This is a genomic window from Enterobacter sp. PL_is379, assembly GCF_055817355.1.
The window spans coordinates 259,819-278,592 of the sequence record NZ_JBVPGT010000031.1 but is presented as its reverse complement, the minus strand read 5'-3'; the positions used below and the strand labels follow the sequence as shown (position 1 = coordinate 278,592).

At 57.0% G+C, this 18,774-nt stretch carries 12 protein-coding genes and 3 tRNA genes; 4 read left to right on the top strand and 11 right to left on the bottom strand.

Annotated elements, in window-relative coordinates; all coding sequences use genetic code 11:
• Nucleotides 1-162 precede the first annotated feature (162 nt).
• The 3 genes from AC0TOY_RS17800 (at nt 163) to AC0TOY_RS17790 (ending at nt 481) form a co-directional block, all read left to right on the top strand.
• Nucleotides 163-239 (top strand) — tRNA-Met (locus AC0TOY_RS17800).
• A 44-nt stretch (nt 240-283) separates the two neighbouring features.
• Nucleotides 284-360: transfer RNA gene (locus tag AC0TOY_RS17795), tRNA-Met, on the top strand.
• Between the two features lie 44 nt (nt 361-404).
• A tRNA-Met gene (locus AC0TOY_RS17790) sits at nt 405-481 on the top strand.
• A gap of 87 nt (nt 482-568) precedes the next feature.
• Here the strand turns inward: AC0TOY_RS17790 and amiC are convergent.
• Nucleotides 569-1,822 (bottom strand): N-acetylmuramoyl-L-alanine amidase AmiC, encoded by a 1,254-nt coding sequence (gene amiC, locus AC0TOY_RS17785; protein ID WP_032648118.1) that lies wholly within the window; start codon nt 1,820-1,822, stop codon nt 569-571.
• A 227-nt stretch (nt 1,823-2,049) separates the two neighbouring features.
• Here amiC and argA point away from each other — a divergent pair, with 227 nt between their 5' ends.
• The gene (gene argA, locus AC0TOY_RS17780) at nt 2,050-3,381 is read left to right on the top strand and encodes an amino-acid N-acetyltransferase (protein WP_008499655.1); all 1,332 of its coding nucleotides are present in this window, start codon (nt 2,050-2,052) and stop codon (nt 3,379-3,381) included.
• Between the two features lie 34 nt (nt 3,382-3,415).
• Here argA and recD read toward each other — a convergent pair whose 3' ends face one another.
• The 10 genes from recD to lgt form a co-directional block, all read right to left on the bottom strand.
• Entirely contained in the window at nt 3,416-5,236 is a 1,821-nt protein-coding gene (recD, locus tag AC0TOY_RS17775; RefSeq protein ID WP_473722266.1) for an exodeoxyribonuclease V subunit alpha, read from the bottom strand.
• Complete coding sequence (gene recB, locus AC0TOY_RS17770; protein WP_473722265.1) at nt 5,233-8,775, bottom strand: exodeoxyribonuclease V subunit beta; 3,543 nt, start codon at nt 8,773-8,775, stop codon at nt 5,233-5,235. The genes recD and recB overlap by 4 nt, the downstream gene beginning before the upstream one ends.
• Complete coding sequence (gene ptrA, locus AC0TOY_RS17765) at nt 8,772-11,639, bottom strand: pitrilysin (RefSeq protein ID WP_473722263.1); 2,868 nt, start codon at nt 11,637-11,639, stop codon at nt 8,772-8,774. Before ptrA ends, recB begins: the two co-directional genes overlap by 4 nt.
• A 140-nt stretch (nt 11,640-11,779) precedes the next feature.
• Nucleotides 11,780-15,154, bottom strand: coding sequence for an exodeoxyribonuclease V subunit gamma (gene recC / locus AC0TOY_RS17760; protein ID WP_473722262.1), 3,375 nt, complete (start codon nt 15,152-15,154; stop codon nt 11,780-11,782).
• 12 nt (nt 15,155-15,166) lie between these two features.
• The gene (locus AC0TOY_RS17755; protein WP_024909292.1) at nt 15,167-15,490 is read right to left on the bottom strand and encodes a prepilin-type N-terminal cleavage/methylation domain-containing protein; all 324 of its coding nucleotides are present in this window, start codon (nt 15,488-15,490) and stop codon (nt 15,167-15,169) included.
• The gene (locus AC0TOY_RS17750; RefSeq protein ID WP_473722261.1) at nt 15,475-15,876 is read right to left on the bottom strand and encodes a DUF2509 family protein; all 402 of its coding nucleotides are present in this window, start codon (nt 15,874-15,876) and stop codon (nt 15,475-15,477) included. Before AC0TOY_RS17750 ends, AC0TOY_RS17755 begins: the two co-directional genes overlap by 16 nt.
• Complete coding sequence (locus AC0TOY_RS17745) at nt 15,873-16,433, bottom strand: prepilin peptidase-dependent protein (protein ID WP_473722260.1); 561 nt, start codon at nt 16,431-16,433, stop codon at nt 15,873-15,875. Before AC0TOY_RS17745 ends, AC0TOY_RS17750 begins: the two co-directional genes overlap by 4 nt.
• Entirely contained in the window at nt 16,427-16,888 is a 462-nt protein-coding gene (locus tag AC0TOY_RS17740; protein WP_473722258.1) for a prepilin peptidase-dependent protein, read from the bottom strand. Before AC0TOY_RS17740 ends, AC0TOY_RS17745 begins: the two co-directional genes overlap by 7 nt.
• Nucleotides 16,889-17,072: 184 nt before the next feature.
• Nucleotides 17,073-17,867: a thymidylate synthase gene (gene thyA / locus AC0TOY_RS17735; RefSeq protein WP_014885081.1), complete on the bottom strand. Its 795-nt coding sequence runs from the start codon at nt 17,865-17,867 to the stop codon at nt 17,073-17,075.
• A gap of 6 nt (nt 17,868-17,873) precedes the next feature.
• Nucleotides 17,874-18,749, bottom strand: a complete 876-nt coding sequence (lgt, locus tag AC0TOY_RS17730; RefSeq protein ID WP_023309046.1) for a prolipoprotein diacylglyceryl transferase — start codon at nt 18,747-18,749, stop codon at nt 17,874-17,876.
• Nucleotides 18,750-18,774: the final 25 nt, after the last annotated feature.

Here is an 18,774-nt window from a genome sequence, read left to right as displayed (position 1 = left end):
AACCGCCAGGGCTAATGAAATGCGATCGCATGCCCTTTGGCAAATTTTGCGCAAAAAGTAGTCCAAACAACGCCATGTCGTTCAATTTGCATACAAAATCATGATAAATGTGAAAAAGGGGTTGCATCACAAACCTATCCGAGTATAGTGCGCATCCACGGACGCGGGGTGGAGCAGCCTGGTAGCTCGTCGGGCTCATAACCCGAAGGTCGTCGGTTCAAATCCGGCCCCCGCAACCAATTAAAATTTGATGAAGTATCTTCTACGACTGTAGAAAGACGGACGCGGGGTGGAGCAGCCTGGTAGCTCGTCGGGCTCATAACCCGAAGGTCGTCGGTTCAAATCCGGCCCCCGCAACCAATCAAATTTGAAGAAGTAAGCTTCTACAAGAGTAGAATGACGGACGCGGGGTGGAGCAGCCTGGTAGCTCGTCGGGCTCATAACCCGAAGGTCGTCGGTTCAAATCCGGCCCCCGCAACCAACACTTCTAAAACAATAAACACCCTTAAGGGTGTTTTTTTGTATCTGTCGTTTGTGAATTTGCCGGGCGTGAACCCGGCCAAAAGATCTACCCGCGCCGCGCCAGCGTCGCCCCGTCAGAGAAATACGCACGAATCCCTGCCAGAATCGACTCCGCAACCTCCTGCTGGAATTTTGCCGTCTTGAGCTTACGCTCCTCTTCCACGTTACTGATAAACGCGGTTTCAACCAGGATGGACGGGATATCCGGCGCCTTGAGTACCGCAAATCCGGCCTGTTCAACGCTGTTCTTATGCAGCTTATTGATGTTGCCCAGCTTGCCCAGCACCGCTTTACCAAACTTCAGGCTGTCGTTAATGGTCAGCGACTGCACCATATCGAACATAGTGTGGTCGACGTAGCGATCGCCACTTTTGCCCACGCCACCAATCAGGTCAGAGGCGTTCTGGGTGTCCGCAAGGTATCTCGCGGCGGTACTGGTCGCGCCTTTGGTCGAGAGCGCAAACACCGACGAGCCGCTTGGCTGACGGCTGGTAAACGCATCCGCATGGATCGACACGAACAAATCGGCGCGCTGCTTCTGCGCTTTCGCCACCCGGACCTTCAGCGGAATGAAGACATCCTCATTACGCGTCATATAGGCGCGCATATTGCCTTCTTTATCAATCAACGCTTTCAGGCGGCGCGCAATTTGCAGCACCACGTCTTTTTCACGCGTACGGTATTTCCCCACCGCGCCAGAGTCTTCGCCACCGTGGCCTGGATCGAGCATGATCACAATCGGACGATCGCGCCCTGCTTTCCCCGGCTGCGGACCGCTTTGCGCAGGGGGCACCTGACGCTCCAAATCGCCCTTGTTGTAATCCTCCAGCAGGGCAAGAAGCGGATCCTGAATATCCGTCGCATTGGCCGGGTAGAGATCCATCACCAGGCGCTCTTTGAAGGTCGCAACAGGCGCCAGGGCAAATAGCTGCGGCTTAACGTTCTGCTTCAGTTCAAACACCATGCGCACGGTTTGCGGATCAAATTGCCCGACGCGCGCCGATTTAATAAACGGATCGTCACCGCGGATCTGCGCCGCCATTCCTTTCAGCACGGAGTTGAGGTTAACGCCTTCGAGATCCACCACCACACGCTCCGGGTTGCTGAGGGCAAATTGCTTATATTTCAGCACGCGATTGGATTCGACCGTCACGCGCGTATAGGTCGACGATGGCCAGACGCGCACCGCCACGACCTGGCTGGTGGCGGCAAGACCGACCTGACTGACGCTAAGCAACCACATTGCCCCGGCCCCTTTTAACAAACGGCGGCGGCTTATTGCTGAATTGGATCCCGACATGCTTCTCCCGAGCAAGAACACTGACTAATATGCAAAATGTCCAGACTGACCGAAAACTTTAACGAATGACGCATAAACTGTCATCTATAAAAGGGTAAACAATCATACGCTAACGCACGGATTACTTACCAATTTCTGTGGGTCGCGGAAAATTTGCGCTTGCACACGCGACCACAATCGAATAAAAATACAGAAATTACGAATAAACATTCATTAAGGGTTGTGCCATGGTGAAGGAACGTAGAACCGAACTGGTCCAGGGATTCCGCCATTCTGTTCCCTATATCAACGCCCATCGGGGAAAAACGTTTGTCATCATGCTTGGCGGCGAAGCCATTGAGCATGAAAATTTTTCCAGCATCGTCAATGACATTGGCCTGCTGCACAGCCTGGGGATCCGCCTGGTGGTGGTGTATGGCGCGCGTCCACAGATCGACGCCAACCTGGCCGCTCACCACCACGAGCCGATTTACCACAAACATACCCGCGTCACCGATGCCAAAACCCTTGAGCTGGTGAAACAGGCGGCGGGCCTGCTGCAGCTGGATATTACCGCTCGCCTGTCCATGAGCCTGAACAACACGCCGCTGCAGGGGGCGCATATCAACGTCGTGAGCGGCAATTTTATCATTGCCCAGCCGCTCGGCGTGGACGATGGCGTGGATTACTGTCACAGCGGCCGTATTCGTCGTATTGATGAAGAAGCCATTCATCGCCAGCTGGACAGCGGTGCCATCGTGCTGATGGGCCCGGTCGCCGTTTCCGTGACCGGCGAAAGCTTTAACCTGACGTCTGAAGAGATTGCCACGCAGCTGGCGATCAAGCTGAAGGCGGAAAAAATGATTGGGTTCTGCTCCTCCCAGGGCGTGGTGAACGATGAAGGAACAATCGTGCCGGAACTCTTCCCGAACGAAGCCCAGGCCCGCGTGGAGGCGCTGGAAGCCGAAGGCGATTACCACTCCGGCACCGTCCGCTTCCTGCGTGGCGCCGTGAAGGCCTGCCGCAGCGGTGTGCGCCGCAGCCACCTGATCAGCTATCAGGAAGACGGCGCCCTGCTGCAGGAGCTTTTCTCCCGCGACGGTATTGGTACACAGATTGTGATGGAGAGTGCGGAGCAGATCCGCCGCGCCACCATCAACGATATCGGCGGCATTCTGGAACTGATCCGCCCGCTGGAACAGCAGGGTATTCTGGTGCGTCGCTCACGCGAACAGCTGGAGATGGAGATCGACAAATTCACCATTATTCAGCGCGATAACCTGACTATTGCCTGCGCCGCGCTCTATCCGTTCCCGGAAGAGAAGATCGGTGAAATGGCCTGCGTGGCGGTGCATCCTGATTACCGCAGCTCTTCTCGCGGTGAAATGCTGCTTGAGCGCGTGGCGGCACAGGCGCGCCAGATGGGGCTGAGCAAGCTGTTCGTCCTGACGACGCGCAGCATTCACTGGTTCCAGGAGCGCGGGTTTACGCCGGTGGATATCGATTCTCTGCCGGAGACGAAGAAAGAGATGTACAACTATCAGCGCCGCTCAAAAGTGCTGATGGCTGACCTGGGATAATACGACGCCCTCACCGTCCGGCGAGGGCTTTCGTTCAGAGGGACTCAAATATTGCGCCCAGCCCGCTTCGACGTTCCGTACGGGTGGCAATCGCCTGCACCAGCACGCGTTCATCGGTATAGAGCGACAGGCGCTGACGCGCGCGCGTTATGGCGGTATAGATCAGCTCGCGGGTAATAACGGGGGAAAGCTGCGTGGGCAGGATCAGCGCCGCGTGGTTAAATTCGGAGCCCTGGGATTTATGCACCGTCATCGCCCAGGCGGTTTCATGCTCGGGCAAACGGCTGGGCTGGAAAGACTTCACGCTGCCGTCCGGCATCTGGAACCAGACGCGCAGTCCCTGACCGCAGTCGAGCGCAATCCCGATATCCCCGTTAAACAATCCCAGCGCGCTGTCGTTACGGGAGATCATCACCGGTCGCCCTTCGTACCAGCGCGAGTGCGGGGTACGGTTAATTTTGCGTTTTTGCGCCAGCAGCTGTTCCAGCCTGTCGTTAAGACCCCGGACACCAAAGGGGCCTTCCCTCAGCGCACAGAGCAACTGATATTCGCCAAACGCGGCAATGACCTGCTCCGGCGAACTTTGCTGTTGTACGTCCGTCAGAAAGCGCTGGTACCCCTGCAGGGCGTCGTCAAGCATCGCCTGATACTCTTCCGCGCTTTGCAGCGATTTTTTCTCAATATCCGTAAAGGTTCCGTCAAATACCGCCGTGGTGGCGCGCCGGTCGCCCCGGTTCACCGCTGCCGCAAGCTGGCCGATGCCGGAGTCGCTGCCGAAACGGTAGCTTTTTTGCAGCAGACACAGGCTGTCGCGCAGCGCCCCTGCTAGCGAATGATTTTCAGAGGTGAGCGAGCATCCGGTGAGACGGGCTAACTCCTGAGCGCGTTCAGCGGTATATCCCAGGCTGGCATAGGTACAGATATCACCCAGTACCGCCCCCGCCTCAACGGAGGCAAGCTGGTCACGATCGCCGAGGAAAATGACGCGCGCGTGCGGCGGTAGCGCATCGATCAAACGCGACATCATCGTCAGGTCAATCATTGAGGCTTCATCCACCACCAGCACGTCAAGGTGCAGCGGATTACCGGCATGGTAGCGCAGACGCTGGCTACCTGGCTGAGCGCCAAGCAAACGGTGTAGCGTGCTGGCCTCATTGGGGAAAAGCGCAAGCTGCTCACCGGTTAGCGGCAGCTTTTGCAGCGCGCCGCCTAACGATTCCGTCAGACGTGCCGCCGCTTTACCGGTGGGGGCCGCCAGGCGAATACGGCACTTTTGCTCACCCGATAACTGAATCAACGCGGCAAGCAGTTTTGCCACGGTGGTCGTTTTCCCGGTACCCGGGCCGCCAGAAATCACCGAGATCCGTCGCGTTAAGGCCACGGCAGCCGCCACTTTCTGCCAGTCTGTCTCGTCGTCAGAGGTGAACAGCGTATCCAGCGTTTGCCGCAGCTGCGTTTCATCGCAGGGAAGCGGGGCGTTGGTCTCGCTGAAAAAGCGCGCTACCGTCAGTTCGTTACGCCAGAGCCGGTTAAGATACAAACGCTCGCCGACAAGGATCATCGGCGTCCCGGTATCGGCTCCGCTCACGGCAGGCGAGCCGAGTAGTATCTCCTGCCAGTCCACTGCGTCACCCAGCAGTGCGAAACACGCCTGTAAAGCCGGAGGCGTTTTCTCATCCACCGCCAGACGCGACAGCGGCAGACATACGTGCCCCTCCCCCGCGTCTTTGCTCAGAATGGCGGCGGCAAGCATGACGGCAGGCTCCTCGCCTGCCACCATCATGGCGAACTGCACGTCCAGGTGGCGCAGTAATCGTTGTTCAACCGCGTCCAGCAGTAGCGCCTGCATCGTCATGCCACCTCCTCCGTGCCTGCAGCAAACAGGTTATCCATTTTTTCAATCAGTTCCACAGCCGGACGCGTGCTAAAGACGCCGGAACGCGGGTCGTTGGCATCCGCGCCGCGCAGGAACAGGTAAATCACGCCGCCAAAATGCGCGTCGTAACGGTAATCGGCAATACGATGGCGCAGGTAACGGTGCAGCGCCAGGGTATAAAGCTGGTACTGCAGATCGTAGCGATGCATCTGCATGGCCGCGGCCATCGCGTCTTGCGTGTAGGCTTCGCTGCTTTCACCCAGCCAGTTCGATTTGTAATCCAGCAGGTAGTAGCGTCCTTCGTGGCGGAAAACCAGGTCGATAAAACCTTTGAGCATCCCCTGCACCTGGCGGAAGTTCAGCGGCGGGCACCCGGCGGATAACGGATCGTACTCGCGGATCACCGCATCAAGCGCCTCGGCCCTGAGCGGGCTGGCGATGGGGAGATAAAACTCCATCTCCACCTGCTTATCTTTGGTAGTCAACTGGCTAAGCGAGATCCCCTGCGCGGTGAGCGGAGCATGCAGAACCGCGCGGATCCAGTCGGTGAGAACCGGCTGCCAATGCGCGTCGTAACCACCGCTCTGTAACATCTTCAGCACCCACTCTTCGGAAACCGGCTGGGTAAAATCCAGCTCTTCAAACAGGCTGTGCAAAAACGTGCCCGGAGAAGCGCCGCGCGGGAACTGGTGCGGCGTGAGCACCGGCTCAACGGGTACGCTACCGGCCCCCGCGGCATCCACGTCCAGTTTTGGCATCAGATCCTGAGCGATACTCTGCCCGTGCTGTTGTAAACCGGAGTAGCTGGTGACGCGCCAGTCGTCGGCTATCGTACGCACAACCTGGCGGGCATGGAGCGCTGAATCACGCAGCTCCGGCATCTGCCAGCGGCTGTTGTCGGGCAGCGAAGGAATATGCAGGGCAACATGCTCAGTGCAAAGGGATTCGATGCACTGACGCAGGCCTGCCGCGTCTTTGGGTTCACCCTGCTGAATAAGCCGCCCCAGCGCGCTCAGATGAAAATCGCTCTCCCCGCTCTTTTCGCCACGGCGACGGAACAGAGGCGCAACGCCCAGGCTGCAGTGCCAGATCGAACGGGTCAACGCTACGTAGAGCAGGCGCAAATCTTCCGCCAGACGTTCGGCCTCTGCCAGCTCAACGCTGGACTCCGCGTTGCTGAGATCGAGCACAGCCTCGAACGACTCGCGATCGTGGTAAAAGGCCTGATCCTGCACGCGGTAATTGGCGATAAACGGCAGCCAGACCAGCGGATATTCCAGGCCTTTTGATTTGTGAATGGTGACGATCTGCACCAGATGTTTATCGCTCTCAAGGCGCATCTGCTGGCTGGACGAATTGCTGTTCGGATCGGCAATCTGCTGCGCCAGCCAGCGCACCAGAGCATGCTCGCTCTCCAGCTGCGTACCCGCTTCCTGCAACAGTTCGCTGATATGTAAAATATCGGTCAAACGGCGCTCGCCGCCTGCTGTCGCCAGCATATTCTCCGCAATATGGCGCTGCGCCATGAGCTCGCGCACCATTGCCATTACCCCGCGCTTCTGCCATTTTTCGCGGTAGCGAACAAACTCTTCGACCACGGCATCCCATGCGGCTTCGTCATTGTTGAGCGCATCAATATCCCGGGCATTCAGCCCGAGCATCGCGCTCGCCAGTGCGCTGCGCAGCGTGCTTTCCCGCTCCGGGGCCAGCACGGCCTGCAGCAGCCATAGCATCTCCTGCGCTTCCAGCGTTTCAAAGACGCTGTCGCGGTTTGAGAGGTAGACGGAGGGGATATTCAGTAACGTCAGGGCGTCGCGGATGAGCGCGGCCTCCTGACGGCTACGCACCAGTACCGTAATATCCGATGCCTTTACCGGAGTGGGTTTATCCCCCTTCCACAGCAGCGCGTCATCGCGCGCGCCCGCACTGAGCCAGTCACGGATTTGCGCGGCACAGTGCTGGGCCATGGCATTTTGATAGTCGGCAACGCCGCAGCCTTCCCCATCCAGCAGCCAGAAGTTCATGGCAGGCTGCGTCTCGCCGTTGAACTCGAAGCGCAACGAGGCATTTTTCTCGGCAAACTTTACCGGCTGAAACGGGATCTCCCGGAACATAAACGCCGTATCCATGCGGCTGAAGAGCCCGTTGACGCTTTCCACCATGCCGGGAGAGGAGCGCCAGTTGGTATCGAGCGTGTAGTGCGCGTCAACCTCACTGCGGGCTTTCATGTAGGTGAAAATATCCGCACCGCGGAAGGCGTAGATAGCCTGTTTCGGATCGCCGATTAACAGCAGCGCGGTGTCGGGCTGCTGGCGCCAGATACGGCGGAAAATGCGGTACTGCTGCGGGTCGGTATCCTGAAATTCGTCGATCATCGCCACCGGGAAACGGGTGCGGATCGCGGCGGCAAGCGCTTCACCGTTTTCACTGCACAGCGCCGCATCAAGGCGGCTCAGCATATCGTCGAAACCCAGTTCACCCCGGCGGCGTTTCTCACGCGCGACGGCTTCGCGAATTTCCGTCATGGCGCGGGTAATCATCAGATCGTTGAGCGTTAAGGGCTCCGCCAGCAGGGATTCAATCGCCACAAACAGGGGATGCTCAGGGACAATGCCGTCGGCTTTGGTCCGCTCAACCAGGAAACGTTGGGAGAATTTCTCCAGCGCGTCCGGGAGCTGGTAGCCTCGCGTCTCTTCCTGCGCCCAGGCGCCGATCTTGTCGATCCATTTCCCCTGATTGCCACGGTTAAACTTGCGTCGGTCAATCCCGGAATTTTCGATGATTGCGTCAATCTCGCCAACGGACTCAAGCCATTTTTGCTTGATGTCGGCAATCTGCGCGATGATTTTTTCATGCCGTGAGGCCAGCGTTTCATCTGCCGGCGGCGGGGATTTGATGACTGGCGCTTCCCCCTGCAGATAACGATCGATAGCGCGCAGCAGCGCCTCCGGGCCCTTCCACAACGCGTGTACGGCTTCGGCGATATCGCGCGGTAACGGGTAGCAATGGCGACGCCAGAAATCCGCGCAGGCCTGATAGCGAAGCACGGATTCATCTTCAATAAGCTGCTGCTCAAACAGCATACCGGATTCAAACGCATTCAGGCTCAGCATGCGCTGGCAAAAACCGTGAATGGTGAAGACGGACGCTTCGTCCATCTGTCGTTCGGCGAGGAGCAGCCACTGGGCTGCCTGTTGCTTATCGGCAATCTCTTCCAGAAGGCTCGCGTAGAGAGGGTTATTCGTGCTCTGACGCAGACAGGCGATGCGCAGCTCGTGGATATTGGTACGAATACGGCCCCGCAGCTCAGCGGTGGCAGCCTCGGTGAAGGTCACCACCAGCAGCTCTTCCACGCTCAAAGGGCGTGGAAAAGCGGCGTTGCCGCCAAGCCCCAGCAGCAGACGCAGATAGAGGGCGGCGATGGTGAAGGTTTTTCCCGTTCCCGCTGAGGCTTCAATCAATCGTTCACCCTGCAGAGGTAAACGTAAGGGATCAAGGGACTCAGCGGTATCGGTCATTCTTTCTTACTCCAGGGCATAGATTGCTGCAGCGCGCTGACGCTTTTCCAGACTTTCCAGCCTTTCGGGTTCACGTACTCCGTTTTCCCGTTCTGGCTACCGGAAACCTGGGACAGGATGGTGATACCCTGCGGCTTAATGACCGCCTGATGGAAGAAGTCGGCAACCTTCTGCGGCGTCAGCTGTTTTATCTCGGCCACTACTTTATCACGCGAATCAAAATTCAGATTACCGCGATCGAAATCTTTGCTCAGCTGCGAGGCTTCTTCACCCAGCGTCTGCGGCGGCTGCATTACCTGCGCGATGACGGCCTGCTGGATCTGAGCAAACTCTTCCGGCTTCATCGCGCGCAGCTTTGCTTCCACCTGCGGGAAGAAGGCCTGGTAACGCTGCCAGAGATACGCCGGCTGTTTGTCGCTGCTTTGCAGCAGGAAGCCCAGCCCCCACTGTCGGCCGACGTTCATGGAGAAGGCAAATACCGCGTAGCCAAGCTGCTCTTCTGTGCGTAACTGGTTATAGAACCACGGCTGAATAATTTGTCCCAGCACGGCGCTCTGCGCTGAGCTGGCGAATTCATCATACCCCGTTGGCACAAAGACCGCGGCCAGCGCGGAATCCGTGCTGTTACCCGTCTTTTCAAAAATCACATTCTGCTTTTTCTCAACCAGCACGTCCTGGTTGCGGCACCACTCGTCGCCTTTCGAACCGAGCTGAGTGCGCACATTCTCCGCCAGGGTTTTGGCCTGATCCTCACTCATGTTGCCGACGATCAGGAACTCCGGACGCGTGTTGGTTTTCAGCGCGTCACGGTACGCCAGCACGTCTTTTAAGGAGATGGAAGGCAGCAGCGCGCGGCGATCCTCACGCTGGAAATAAGGAACCTGCGACAGCATTTGCGCCGGCATAAGCGCCAGATCGTAAGCTTTGCCCTTCTCGGCAGAATCCATCATCTGGGCGTACCACGATTTGGCCTGCTCAAGCTGCTCTTCCGTCGGCGTGTAGCTGAAATACCCTTCCAGCAGTGCCTGGAACAGCTGAGGCAAACGCTGGGTATAGCCGTTTGCATTGAGCATCAAACCGTTGTTGGCGTTGGTGGAGAAGCTGATGCCGCCCACGGCCGCCTGGTTGCTGAGCTGATCGAGCGCGATACCGGCGAGATAGTCATTGAGCGCGAACATCACCTGATTTTTGGCGCTGTTCATCGCTTTCGGGTTACGCAGCACCACGCTGACATCGGCCTTTGGCTCGCTGGCGAAATAGCGGCTTGGGGTGTACACGACGCGCAGCGTTGGCTCATCAATGATGAGTTCCGGATGCGGGTAATCTTTCGTCGTTTTGATCAGCGAGAAGTCATCCGGAATATAGGGGTTCAGCTCCGGCAGCTTCAACGCAATCTCACCGGCCTTCTTCTGCCAGTCGGCGAAGGTCTGGGCGCTGATTTTATCTACCTGATAAGGGGCATCGACAAAGTACGCCGTCTTGTTATGCGGTTCGTTCGGGCTGATGAACCAGATGCGGGCATTCTCCGGCGTCATCATCGCCAGGCGGGATTTTACCGCCCCGGCGTCATACCGGTCGGCAATATTTACCGCATCGAGGGTATGTTCCACCGGCACGCGGATCATGGTATCCGCCAGCCACTCAACGTAATCCATGTCGCGGGTGATGGACGGGTAACGGAAATCGAGATCCAGCACGTGGGCAAGTTCATCAAAATAGCGCTTATCGACGCCTTTCTCGCGCAGTAAAGCGAGGTAGCTGAAGATAGCCGCCACGACTTCATCACGGTTGGCCTGTCCTTTGTCGGTCAGGGTGGCGGAGATCGCCAGCACGCCGCTATTGCCGTTCACAACCGGATCGGAGTCGGCGCGAATGCCTTCCACCAGCCCCTGTTTTTGCAGCCAGTCAGACAGCGTACCCGGGCTACGGTTACCTATCAGGTAGGTGACCAGCTCATCGGTTTTACTGCGAAACTGTGCGGTGTTGTTATCGATGCGGAATTCCACGCGCAGCACTTTGCGCGGCAGCGCCGGCACGTAGTGGATAACGATGCCTTTTTGCGCGTCCGTAACCACCGGGACGTTTATTTGCGGCAGGTCGATATTTTTATTCGGCACCCGGCCAAACGTTTTAGCCGCCATGTCTGCCAGCTCCGGCAACGGTTTATTGCTGTAGATGACCGCTTTCATCAGGTTGGCGGAGTAGTATTTATCGCGAAACGCGTGCAGGGCATCCAGCACCGGGCTGTTCGGTTTGTCGCTTAACGTCTCAAGGTTACCGCCGGAGAAACGCGAACCCGGGTGTGCAGGGTTGATGGTTTCGGCACTGACCTGGGCCATGCGCATACCATCTCGCGTGCGGGCCATGGTCAGCTCGGCATTCACCGCATTGCGTTCACGATCGGCATATTTTTTATCCAGCAACGGCGCGGCGATGGAATCAGCAAGGCGATCGACCGCCCCTTCCAGCGCATCATTTTCGACTTCAAGATAAAAGGCCGTGCGGTATGGTGCCGTGCTGGCATTGTGACTGCCGCCATGCATTTTCAGAAATTCGGACAGGCTATCTGGCTGCGGGTATTTTTTTGACCCCATCAGCGTCATATGTTCCAGATAGTGCGCAAGACCAGGATGAGCGTCAGGATCTTCCAGCGATCCAACCGGCACCACTAATGCCGAAAGGGATTTCACCGCCTGCGGATCGGAAACCAGCAGTACGGTCATGCCGTTATCAAGACGAATAGCCTGATATTGACGGGTATCTTTTTCGCTTTTACGAATAGTTTCCTGAACGGGTTGCCAACCGGAGTCTGCCTGAGTGACGGGTACCCAGAGGGCGAAAAACAAAACAAACGCTTTAAACAAGGTGCTACCTCTTTATCACGGCTACATCATTAACACATTGCGTGCTGGACACGCCAACATCTCTTTATTGGGTACATCAGTCCGTGATAAGAAGTGCATCATAAATGAACACCCCATGCTGCGCAATTTTTATACAGCACTCAGGACTGATTAAATTTAAACAACGGCAGCAGGTAGCGCTGCGCCTCTTCCGTGATAGCCTCGAAGTACTCTGGCTCAAGGGTTCGCCATAAGCGCTGATACCAGACATCTTCACCTTCGCCACGCACCATCATGTTACCTTCATAGGCCTGCATAAATTTACTGCGTGCTTTCTGCAGCGAAGCCTCATCCGTTAACATCGCATCATTCTGCGCGTCATAACAGGCTTTTATCCACGCTCCGCCACTTTCCGGCAGTAACAGGAGCGGTTTGTTCATTCCCTGACGGTAGCCCTCAATGTACAAAGACAGGTACCGTAACGCCTGTTCAGACTCCATCGGCGGGAAGCGCCATTCGCCCTCTTTGCGCACGAAAATCCGGCTTTCGCCTTTATGCCCACCCGCACTGTAGACAAGATGTTCCAGCCAGAGTTGCAATCCCTGCGAAACGCTCAGCATTGAGGGCCGCCAGCGCAGCAGCCCGTCCGGCTGAACCTGGGTTAACCAGCCCGTGAGCTGTACCCCGTTGCAGTTGAGATCGATTTCAATACTTTTCCCCGGCTGTCGGCACGCTCTCACGCGCTCCGCCAGAGCGGTCATCTCCTGGCACTGCGCCTCCCAGACAATTTCCCCGAACGCGCCGTAGGGCAGCTGACCCGCAGCGCGGTAGCGGCGGTAAAGCTTGTCCGCATCTTCCTCTTCAACCAGCGCATTCAGCAGCTGCAGGTTTAACTGGTAGCGCTCCAGACCTTCCAGCGTAAACGGCTCTGCCTCAGGAATTTCGCTCTCTTCAGAGCGGAAGTTGACCTGCAGTCGTTGCTGGAAGAAGGCGCGCACCGGATGCGCCCAAAACCGCTGAAGCTGTTCGAAGGTCAGAGTGTCGATTGGGCGCGGATCAAGTTCCTGAATGAAATCGGTATGAGCACTTCCCTCTTTTTTCGCCGCCGGTAGCCACTCCTGTGCATAGCTCTGGCGCTCGCTGGCAATATAGTTCACCGGATCAAACGGCATACGGCTGTGGAAACAGGTGATATGGGCTTTCACCCTCTGCTCGCTTTCATCGCAGTTGCGCGCTTCATCTCCCGGCAGGTAGTGGCTCTGGCCGATATAGTCCACCAGCTCCTGCACCAGTACAGAGGGGAAACGCTCGCTGTTGTCCTGAATGGAACGACCGATATAGCTGATATAGAGCTTACTCTGAGCGGAAATGAGCGCTTCAAGGAAGAGGTAGCGGTCATCATCACGGCGGCTACGATCGCCCCGTTTTGGGTTTGCGCTCATCAAGTCGAACCCCAGCGGCGGCAGCGCCCGCGGATACACACCGTCGTTCATGCCAAGCAGGCAGACCACCCTGAACGGGATAGAGCGCATGGGCATCAGGGTACAGATATTGACAGGACCCGCCAGGAAACGCTGGCTGATTCGCTCCTGGTCAAGCCGCTGCGTCAGCTCATCCCGCAATAGCGACAGCGGGATGGCCTCCTGATAGTGGGAATTCACGCCTTCATCGATGATAGCCTGCCACTGGGTTTCAATGAGCGCCATGGCCGCTTCGGTGTCATTGTCCGGCAGGAAGAAATCATTGAGTAACGCCCTGCAGACCGGGAGCCATTCTTCAAGTGGACGCGGCTGCAACAGCGCATATCGCCAGCGGTTAAGCTGCATTAATAGCGACGCTAAATGCCCCACCAGTTCAGCAATTAACCCGCTGGACTCATCGTAAGGCAGCACCTCATTCCACTCGCCCTGGCTGCTCTCCATGGCGTAGCCCAGCAGCATACGCGTCAGGCCAAATCGCCAGGTGTGCTGCCCGGTAGGGGGAAGCTCGAATTCCTGAACGTTATCGTCATCGATCCCCCATCGTACGCCAGACTCGTTAACCCACTGACGAAGGTAGCGCAGCCCCTCTTCATTGATGTTGAAGCGTGCGGCCAGCACGGGAACATCCAGCAACGCCAGGACATCTTCGGAGATAAACCGGCTATCCGGCAGTGACAGGAGAGTGATAAACGCCTGCAATACCGGATGCGACTGACGGGCACGACGGTCAGATATCGCGTAAGGCAGGTATCGCTCGCCCGTCGCGCTGCCAAAAACGGCCTGAATAAAGGGACTGTAGCTGTCGATATCCGCCACCATCACCACGATATCGCGTGGCGTCAGATCGGGATCCTCCTGCAGCATCGCCAGCAACTGGTCGTGAAGCACTTCGACCTCACGCTGCGGGCTGTGGCAAACGTGGATCGTGACGCTGCGATCGTCAGGATCCAGTTTTCGCTTATTATCGCTGCGTTCGAACTCGTTCGCCGTCACGCCCATGACGGCACGGTTTTCCAGATCCAGAATATCTAACTGAATATTATGCAGCAGGCTGTCCGGGGCGATCTCAACAAAGGCATCCACGTCACCTTCCCCTGAGGACGTGATGTCTGAAAGCATATGAATGTAGTCACGCCCCAGCTTTCCCCATGAGGCAAGCAGCGGATTGGGCAGGTTCTGGATACCGTCTTCATCGAAAAGCTGCCCGGCAGTCGAGCCATCTTTAAACAGCGGGACGGCACGTTCTTCAAAAAGGCGCTTTCTTTGGCGGCTCACCAGCCGGGCAAGCCAGCGTTCGTCGAGGATATCCCCCCAGTATTGTCGGCATGGGTTGGTAAACAAAATATGGATATCAATATGCTTACCCAGCGCATTCAACGCCTTTAGATAGACAGGGGGTAATGCGGATATTCCGCAGATAAAAACGCGTGACGGCAGTCGGGCCGGGCGCTCCGACGCATTTTCAAGTATCGAGATAAACCGCTCGTAGAGATTGGCACGGTGCCACTTAGGCTGGCCCAGTTTCTCCGTATGCTCTACCAGCGCTTTCCACAGCGGGGCCTGCCATATTTGCGCCTCCGGCAGGCCTTCAACCAACTCGCCCGCTTCCCAACGAATTAACCAGTCAGAACGGTAAACAAGGTATTGGTCATAAAGATCGGCGGTGCGCGATGCCAGCTGGAAAAGCTTCCGCTTGTCGGTATCGTCATTGAGGTAGTGGCGCAGCATGGTGAATTCATCACGCTGCAGCATGTCCGGCAGCAGCGCCATCAGCTTCCAGCTCATGGCCTGTTTGTTGAAGGCGCTCTGCTCCGGGATATCCGGCAACACGCGGACAAACATCTCCCAGATAAAGCTCGCGGGCAGAGGGAAATCAATATTCGCGGCTATGCCAAACTTGCGGGAAAGCGACATTTGCAGCCACTGTGCCATACCGGTGCTCTGCACCAGCACCATTTCAGGCTCAAAAGGATCGTCAAGCCGCTCGCGCTCAACGATAAACTCCATCAGTGCTTCCAGCACATCCAGACGATTTGAGTGGTAGACCCTTAACATAGACGCTCCCGACTACTGGCTAACCGGGCAATGCAGACGCGTTATCTCACCGCGCCGCCCCAGAGGAGAAATTAGTGTAACCGTGATGCTGACACATCCTGCGAGCGTTGTCTGCCCCCGACTGGCCTGCCAGCCTGCGGGGAGAACATTTGTTGAGAGCTGAGACTGATTCCAGGCATGGTGCCAGAGCTGGCGATACTGGTTAAACACGCTAAACCGCGCCGCCAGCGCCCGGTGATAACCCGACAGAGCCGTCACGACGATCACCAGCAGCATCATCGCCAGCAGGACCTCCACCATGCTAAACCCTTTTTCTCGGCTCACGGCAGCTGACATAACGCGCTCTCCTTTAGTGGACAAAAATCACTCCAGCCGTGAGGCGAAAAGCGAATTTTCCCGTCGACAATCTCTCCTGCGCGCCAGAGCAGCAGGTCACTGTCTCCGGCAATCAGCAGCACACGCGCCTCACTCAGCTGGCGCAAACAGACTCGCCACGCCGATGTCTTTTTGCACTGAACCTGCAGCTCTGATGACCAGCTCTGAACCCGTCCCCACTCAAGCGCGGACTGCGCCGTCGCCTGCTGCTGAAGCGAGCGGCTCTCACCGCCAACGAGCGCACTGAACGTTGTGACCTGCTGGTTTAGCCCCGTCAGGATCAGGGTACCGAGCACCAGTAAAAGCAGAACCAGCGCCAGCGAAGACATCCCGCGTTGACGGCTCACAGGTTATACCCCGTGACCGTATACAACGCCTGCCAGGGTTCTCCTTTATCGCCTTTACGTCTCGCGGCCAGTTCGATATTTACCTCTGGCGCAAAACCGGCATGTTCCACTTTCCTCACGACAAAATGTGCGATCGCAAGCCTGTCCGGGTCCGTGAGCTTTTCCCACCCTTTTCCTTCACACGACGTCGCGCCACGCAGGGTTTCCAGCGCCCCCGATTCCAGACGAAAACCGGTGCTGTCATTTTCTGATGCGCTGCTATCCCAGCGACCGTTACTGTTGGCATCCCACCGCACAATGATGCAGCTCCCCTGCCTGCCGATCGCCAGCGCCTGTCCCTGGCAATTTCCCGCGCAGTACCCCGCACGCTGAAGCTGTTTGCCGAGGGCGAACAGGTGTTGCCAGACCTCTTCTTCCAGCTCTCGCTGGCCGGATTGCAGTAATGCGGCCCGCTGTAGCCCGGGTAAAAAACGCGATGCGCTTATCAGCAAAAGGCTGCTCATCGCCGTGGCAATCAGCACTTCAGTCAGTGAGAAACCGCGCTGCCTCATCAACATGAACCTCCCTCAGAGACCTGACACATCCTGATGCGTCCTCCATTTGAGACAATAATCAGCCATGCTCCGGCACGGCTTTGAACGCGTATCCGCCCTGCCCACGCTGTATCCCTTAATCCATAAAACCCCAGCGACGGCGTGACCTCACTGACCTCGACCTCAGGCCAGAGCGGAATCAGCACAAAGGGACTCTCCTTCTTACAGCCCTGCACGGCAGAGCTCACCAGACAGTCCCCGCCTCCCACCCGCTGAAGGGTAATAAGATGGTCGCTGTTGTGCCGGTTGGCATGGTTGCGCAGAAACAGCAGGTAATCTCGCACCTGACTGGCGGTTTGCCACAGCCGCTGCTGTCGTTGCCAGCTGTCCCAGCCGTACAGACCTGAGGCGCTGAGGATAAAGACAAGCGAAACGGCGACAAGCGTTTCGATAAGCGTAAAACCGTTCTCTTTTTTCATACCGGGAGTGTGGCGAAGCGCCGTGAAGATGACGAGCGACGGATCCTCGTTTTACGAGGTGTTGTCCGGAGAATTGGGAGAGTTGCAGCGCGTTGCACGCTTTCTGGATAGCGCCTCGGGAAACGGGATAAAGGCGAAAAAAAACCGGCGCTAAATAGCACCGGTTGTGTCACGCTTTATCGCATCAGATAGCGACGGGCGCTTTGATGCCCGGATGTGGGTCGTAGCCCTCAATCTCGAAATCATCAAAGCGGTAGTCGAAGATTGATGCCGGTTTGCGTTTGATAATCAGCTTCGGCAGCGCACGCGGTTCGCGGGTCAGCTGGAGATGCGTCTGTTCCATATGGTTGCTGTAAAGATGGGTATCCCCACCGGTCCAGACAAAATCACCCACTTCCAGGTCGCACTGCTGCGCCATCATGTGAACTAACAGCGCATAGCTGGCAATGTTAAACGGCAGGCCGAGGAACACGTCACAGGAGCGCTGGTAGAGCTGGCAGGAAAGCTTTCCATCCGCCACATAGAACTGGAAGAACGCGTGGCACGGTGCCAGCGCCATTTTATCCAGCTCGCCGACGTTCCAGGCGGAAACAATGATTCGGCGCGAGTCCGGATCGTTTTTCAGCTGGTTCATCACGGTGGTGATCTGGTCAATATGGCGGCCATCAGGCGTTGGCCATGCGCGCCACTGCTTACCGTAAACCGGGCCCAGGTTGCCGTTTTCATCTGCCCACTCGTCCCAGATTGAGACGTTATTTTCGTGCAGATACGCAACGTTGGTATCACCTTGCAGGAACCAGAGCAGTTCATGAATGATCGAGCGCAGGTGGCAGCGCTTTGTCGTCACCAGTGGGAAGCCTTCTTGCAGATTGAAGCGCATCTGGTGGCCAAAAATGGAGAGCGTACCGGTACCGGTGCGGTCGTTTTTCGGCGTGCCCTCATCGAGCACTTTTTTCATCAATTCAAGATACTGTTTCATGGTTCCTCAGGAAATTTGTTGCTGTGGACGACGACGATACGCCCAAATCATCATAATGGCACCCGCGACAATCATCGGAATGGAGAGGATCTGCCCCATGCTGATGTACTGTACCCACTCGCCGGTAAACTGTGCGTCAGGCTGGCGGAAGAATTCGACGATGATGCGGAACGCGCCATAGCCAATCAGGAACAGCCCGGAAACAGCCCCCATCGGGCGCGGCTTGCGAATAAACAGGTTGAGGATGATAAACAGCACCACGCCTTCCAGCGCCAGCTCATACAGCTGAGACATATGGCGCGGCAGAACGCCGTAGGTATCGAAAATGGACTGCCACTCCGGATGCGATGGCAGCAGCGCGATGTCTTCTGCGCGGGAGCCCGGGAAGAGCATCGTGTACGGCACGCTCGGGTCGACGCGGCCCCACAGTTCACCGTTGATAAAGTTGCCCAGACGACCAGCGCCGAGACCAAACGGGATCAGCGGTGCGATAAAATCTGAAACCTGGAAGAAGTTGCGTTTGGTGCGTTTGGCAAAAATCACCATCACCAGGATCACCCCAATCAGGCCGCCGTGGAAGGACATGCCGCCGTCCCAGACGCGGAACAGATAGAGCGGATCGTTCAGGAATACCGGGAAGTTATAGAACAGCACATACCCGATACGACCACCGAGGAACACGCCGAGGAAGCCCGCATACAGCAGGTTTTCAACTTCGTTTTTGGTCCAGCCGCTGCCCGGACGGCTGGCGCGACGGCCAGCGAGCCACATGGCAAAAATGAAGCCCACCAGGTACATCAGACCGTACCAGTGAAGCGAAACAGGTCCTACTGAGAAAATGACCGGATCAAATTCCGGAAAATGCAGATAACCACTGTTCATCTGTCACCACAAGATGTTGTTATTC

Excerpts from the sequence above, each read along its gene's own strand:
- AC0TOY_RS17755 (WP_024909292.1), bottom strand. The coding sequence starts at position 15,490 with ATGTCAGCTGCCGTGAGCCGAGAAAAAGGGTTTAGCATGGTGGAGGTC.
- amiC (WP_032648118.1), bottom strand. The coding sequence starts at position 1,822 with ATGTCGGGATCCAATTCAGCAATAAGCCGCCGCCGTTTGTTAAAAGGG.
- thyA (WP_014885081.1), bottom strand. The coding sequence starts at position 17,867 with ATGAAACAGTATCTTGAATTGATGAAAAAAGTGCTCGATGAGGGCACG.
- argA (WP_008499655.1), top strand. The coding sequence starts at position 2,050 with ATGGTGAAGGAACGTAGAACCGAACTGGTCCAGGGATTCCGCCATTCT.
- recD (WP_473722266.1), bottom strand. The coding sequence starts at position 5,236 with ATGACGATGCAGGCGCTACTGCTGGACGCGGTTGAACAACGATTACTG.
- AC0TOY_RS17745 (WP_473722260.1), bottom strand. The coding sequence starts at position 16,433 with ATGTTGATGAGGCAGCGCGGTTTCTCACTGACTGAAGTGCTGATTGCC.
- lgt (WP_023309046.1), bottom strand. The coding sequence starts at position 18,749 with ATGAACAGTGGTTATCTGCATTTTCCGGAATTTGATCCGGTCATTTTC.
- AC0TOY_RS17740 (WP_473722258.1), bottom strand. The coding sequence starts at position 16,888 with ATGAAAAAAGAGAACGGTTTTACGCTTATCGAAACGCTTGTCGCCGTT.
- recC (WP_473722262.1), bottom strand. The coding sequence starts at position 15,154 with ATGTTAAGGGTCTACCACTCAAATCGTCTGGATGTGCTGGAAGCACTG.
- recB (WP_473722265.1), bottom strand. The coding sequence starts at position 8,775 with ATGACCGATACCGCTGAGTCCCTTGATCCCTTACGTTTACCTCTGCAG.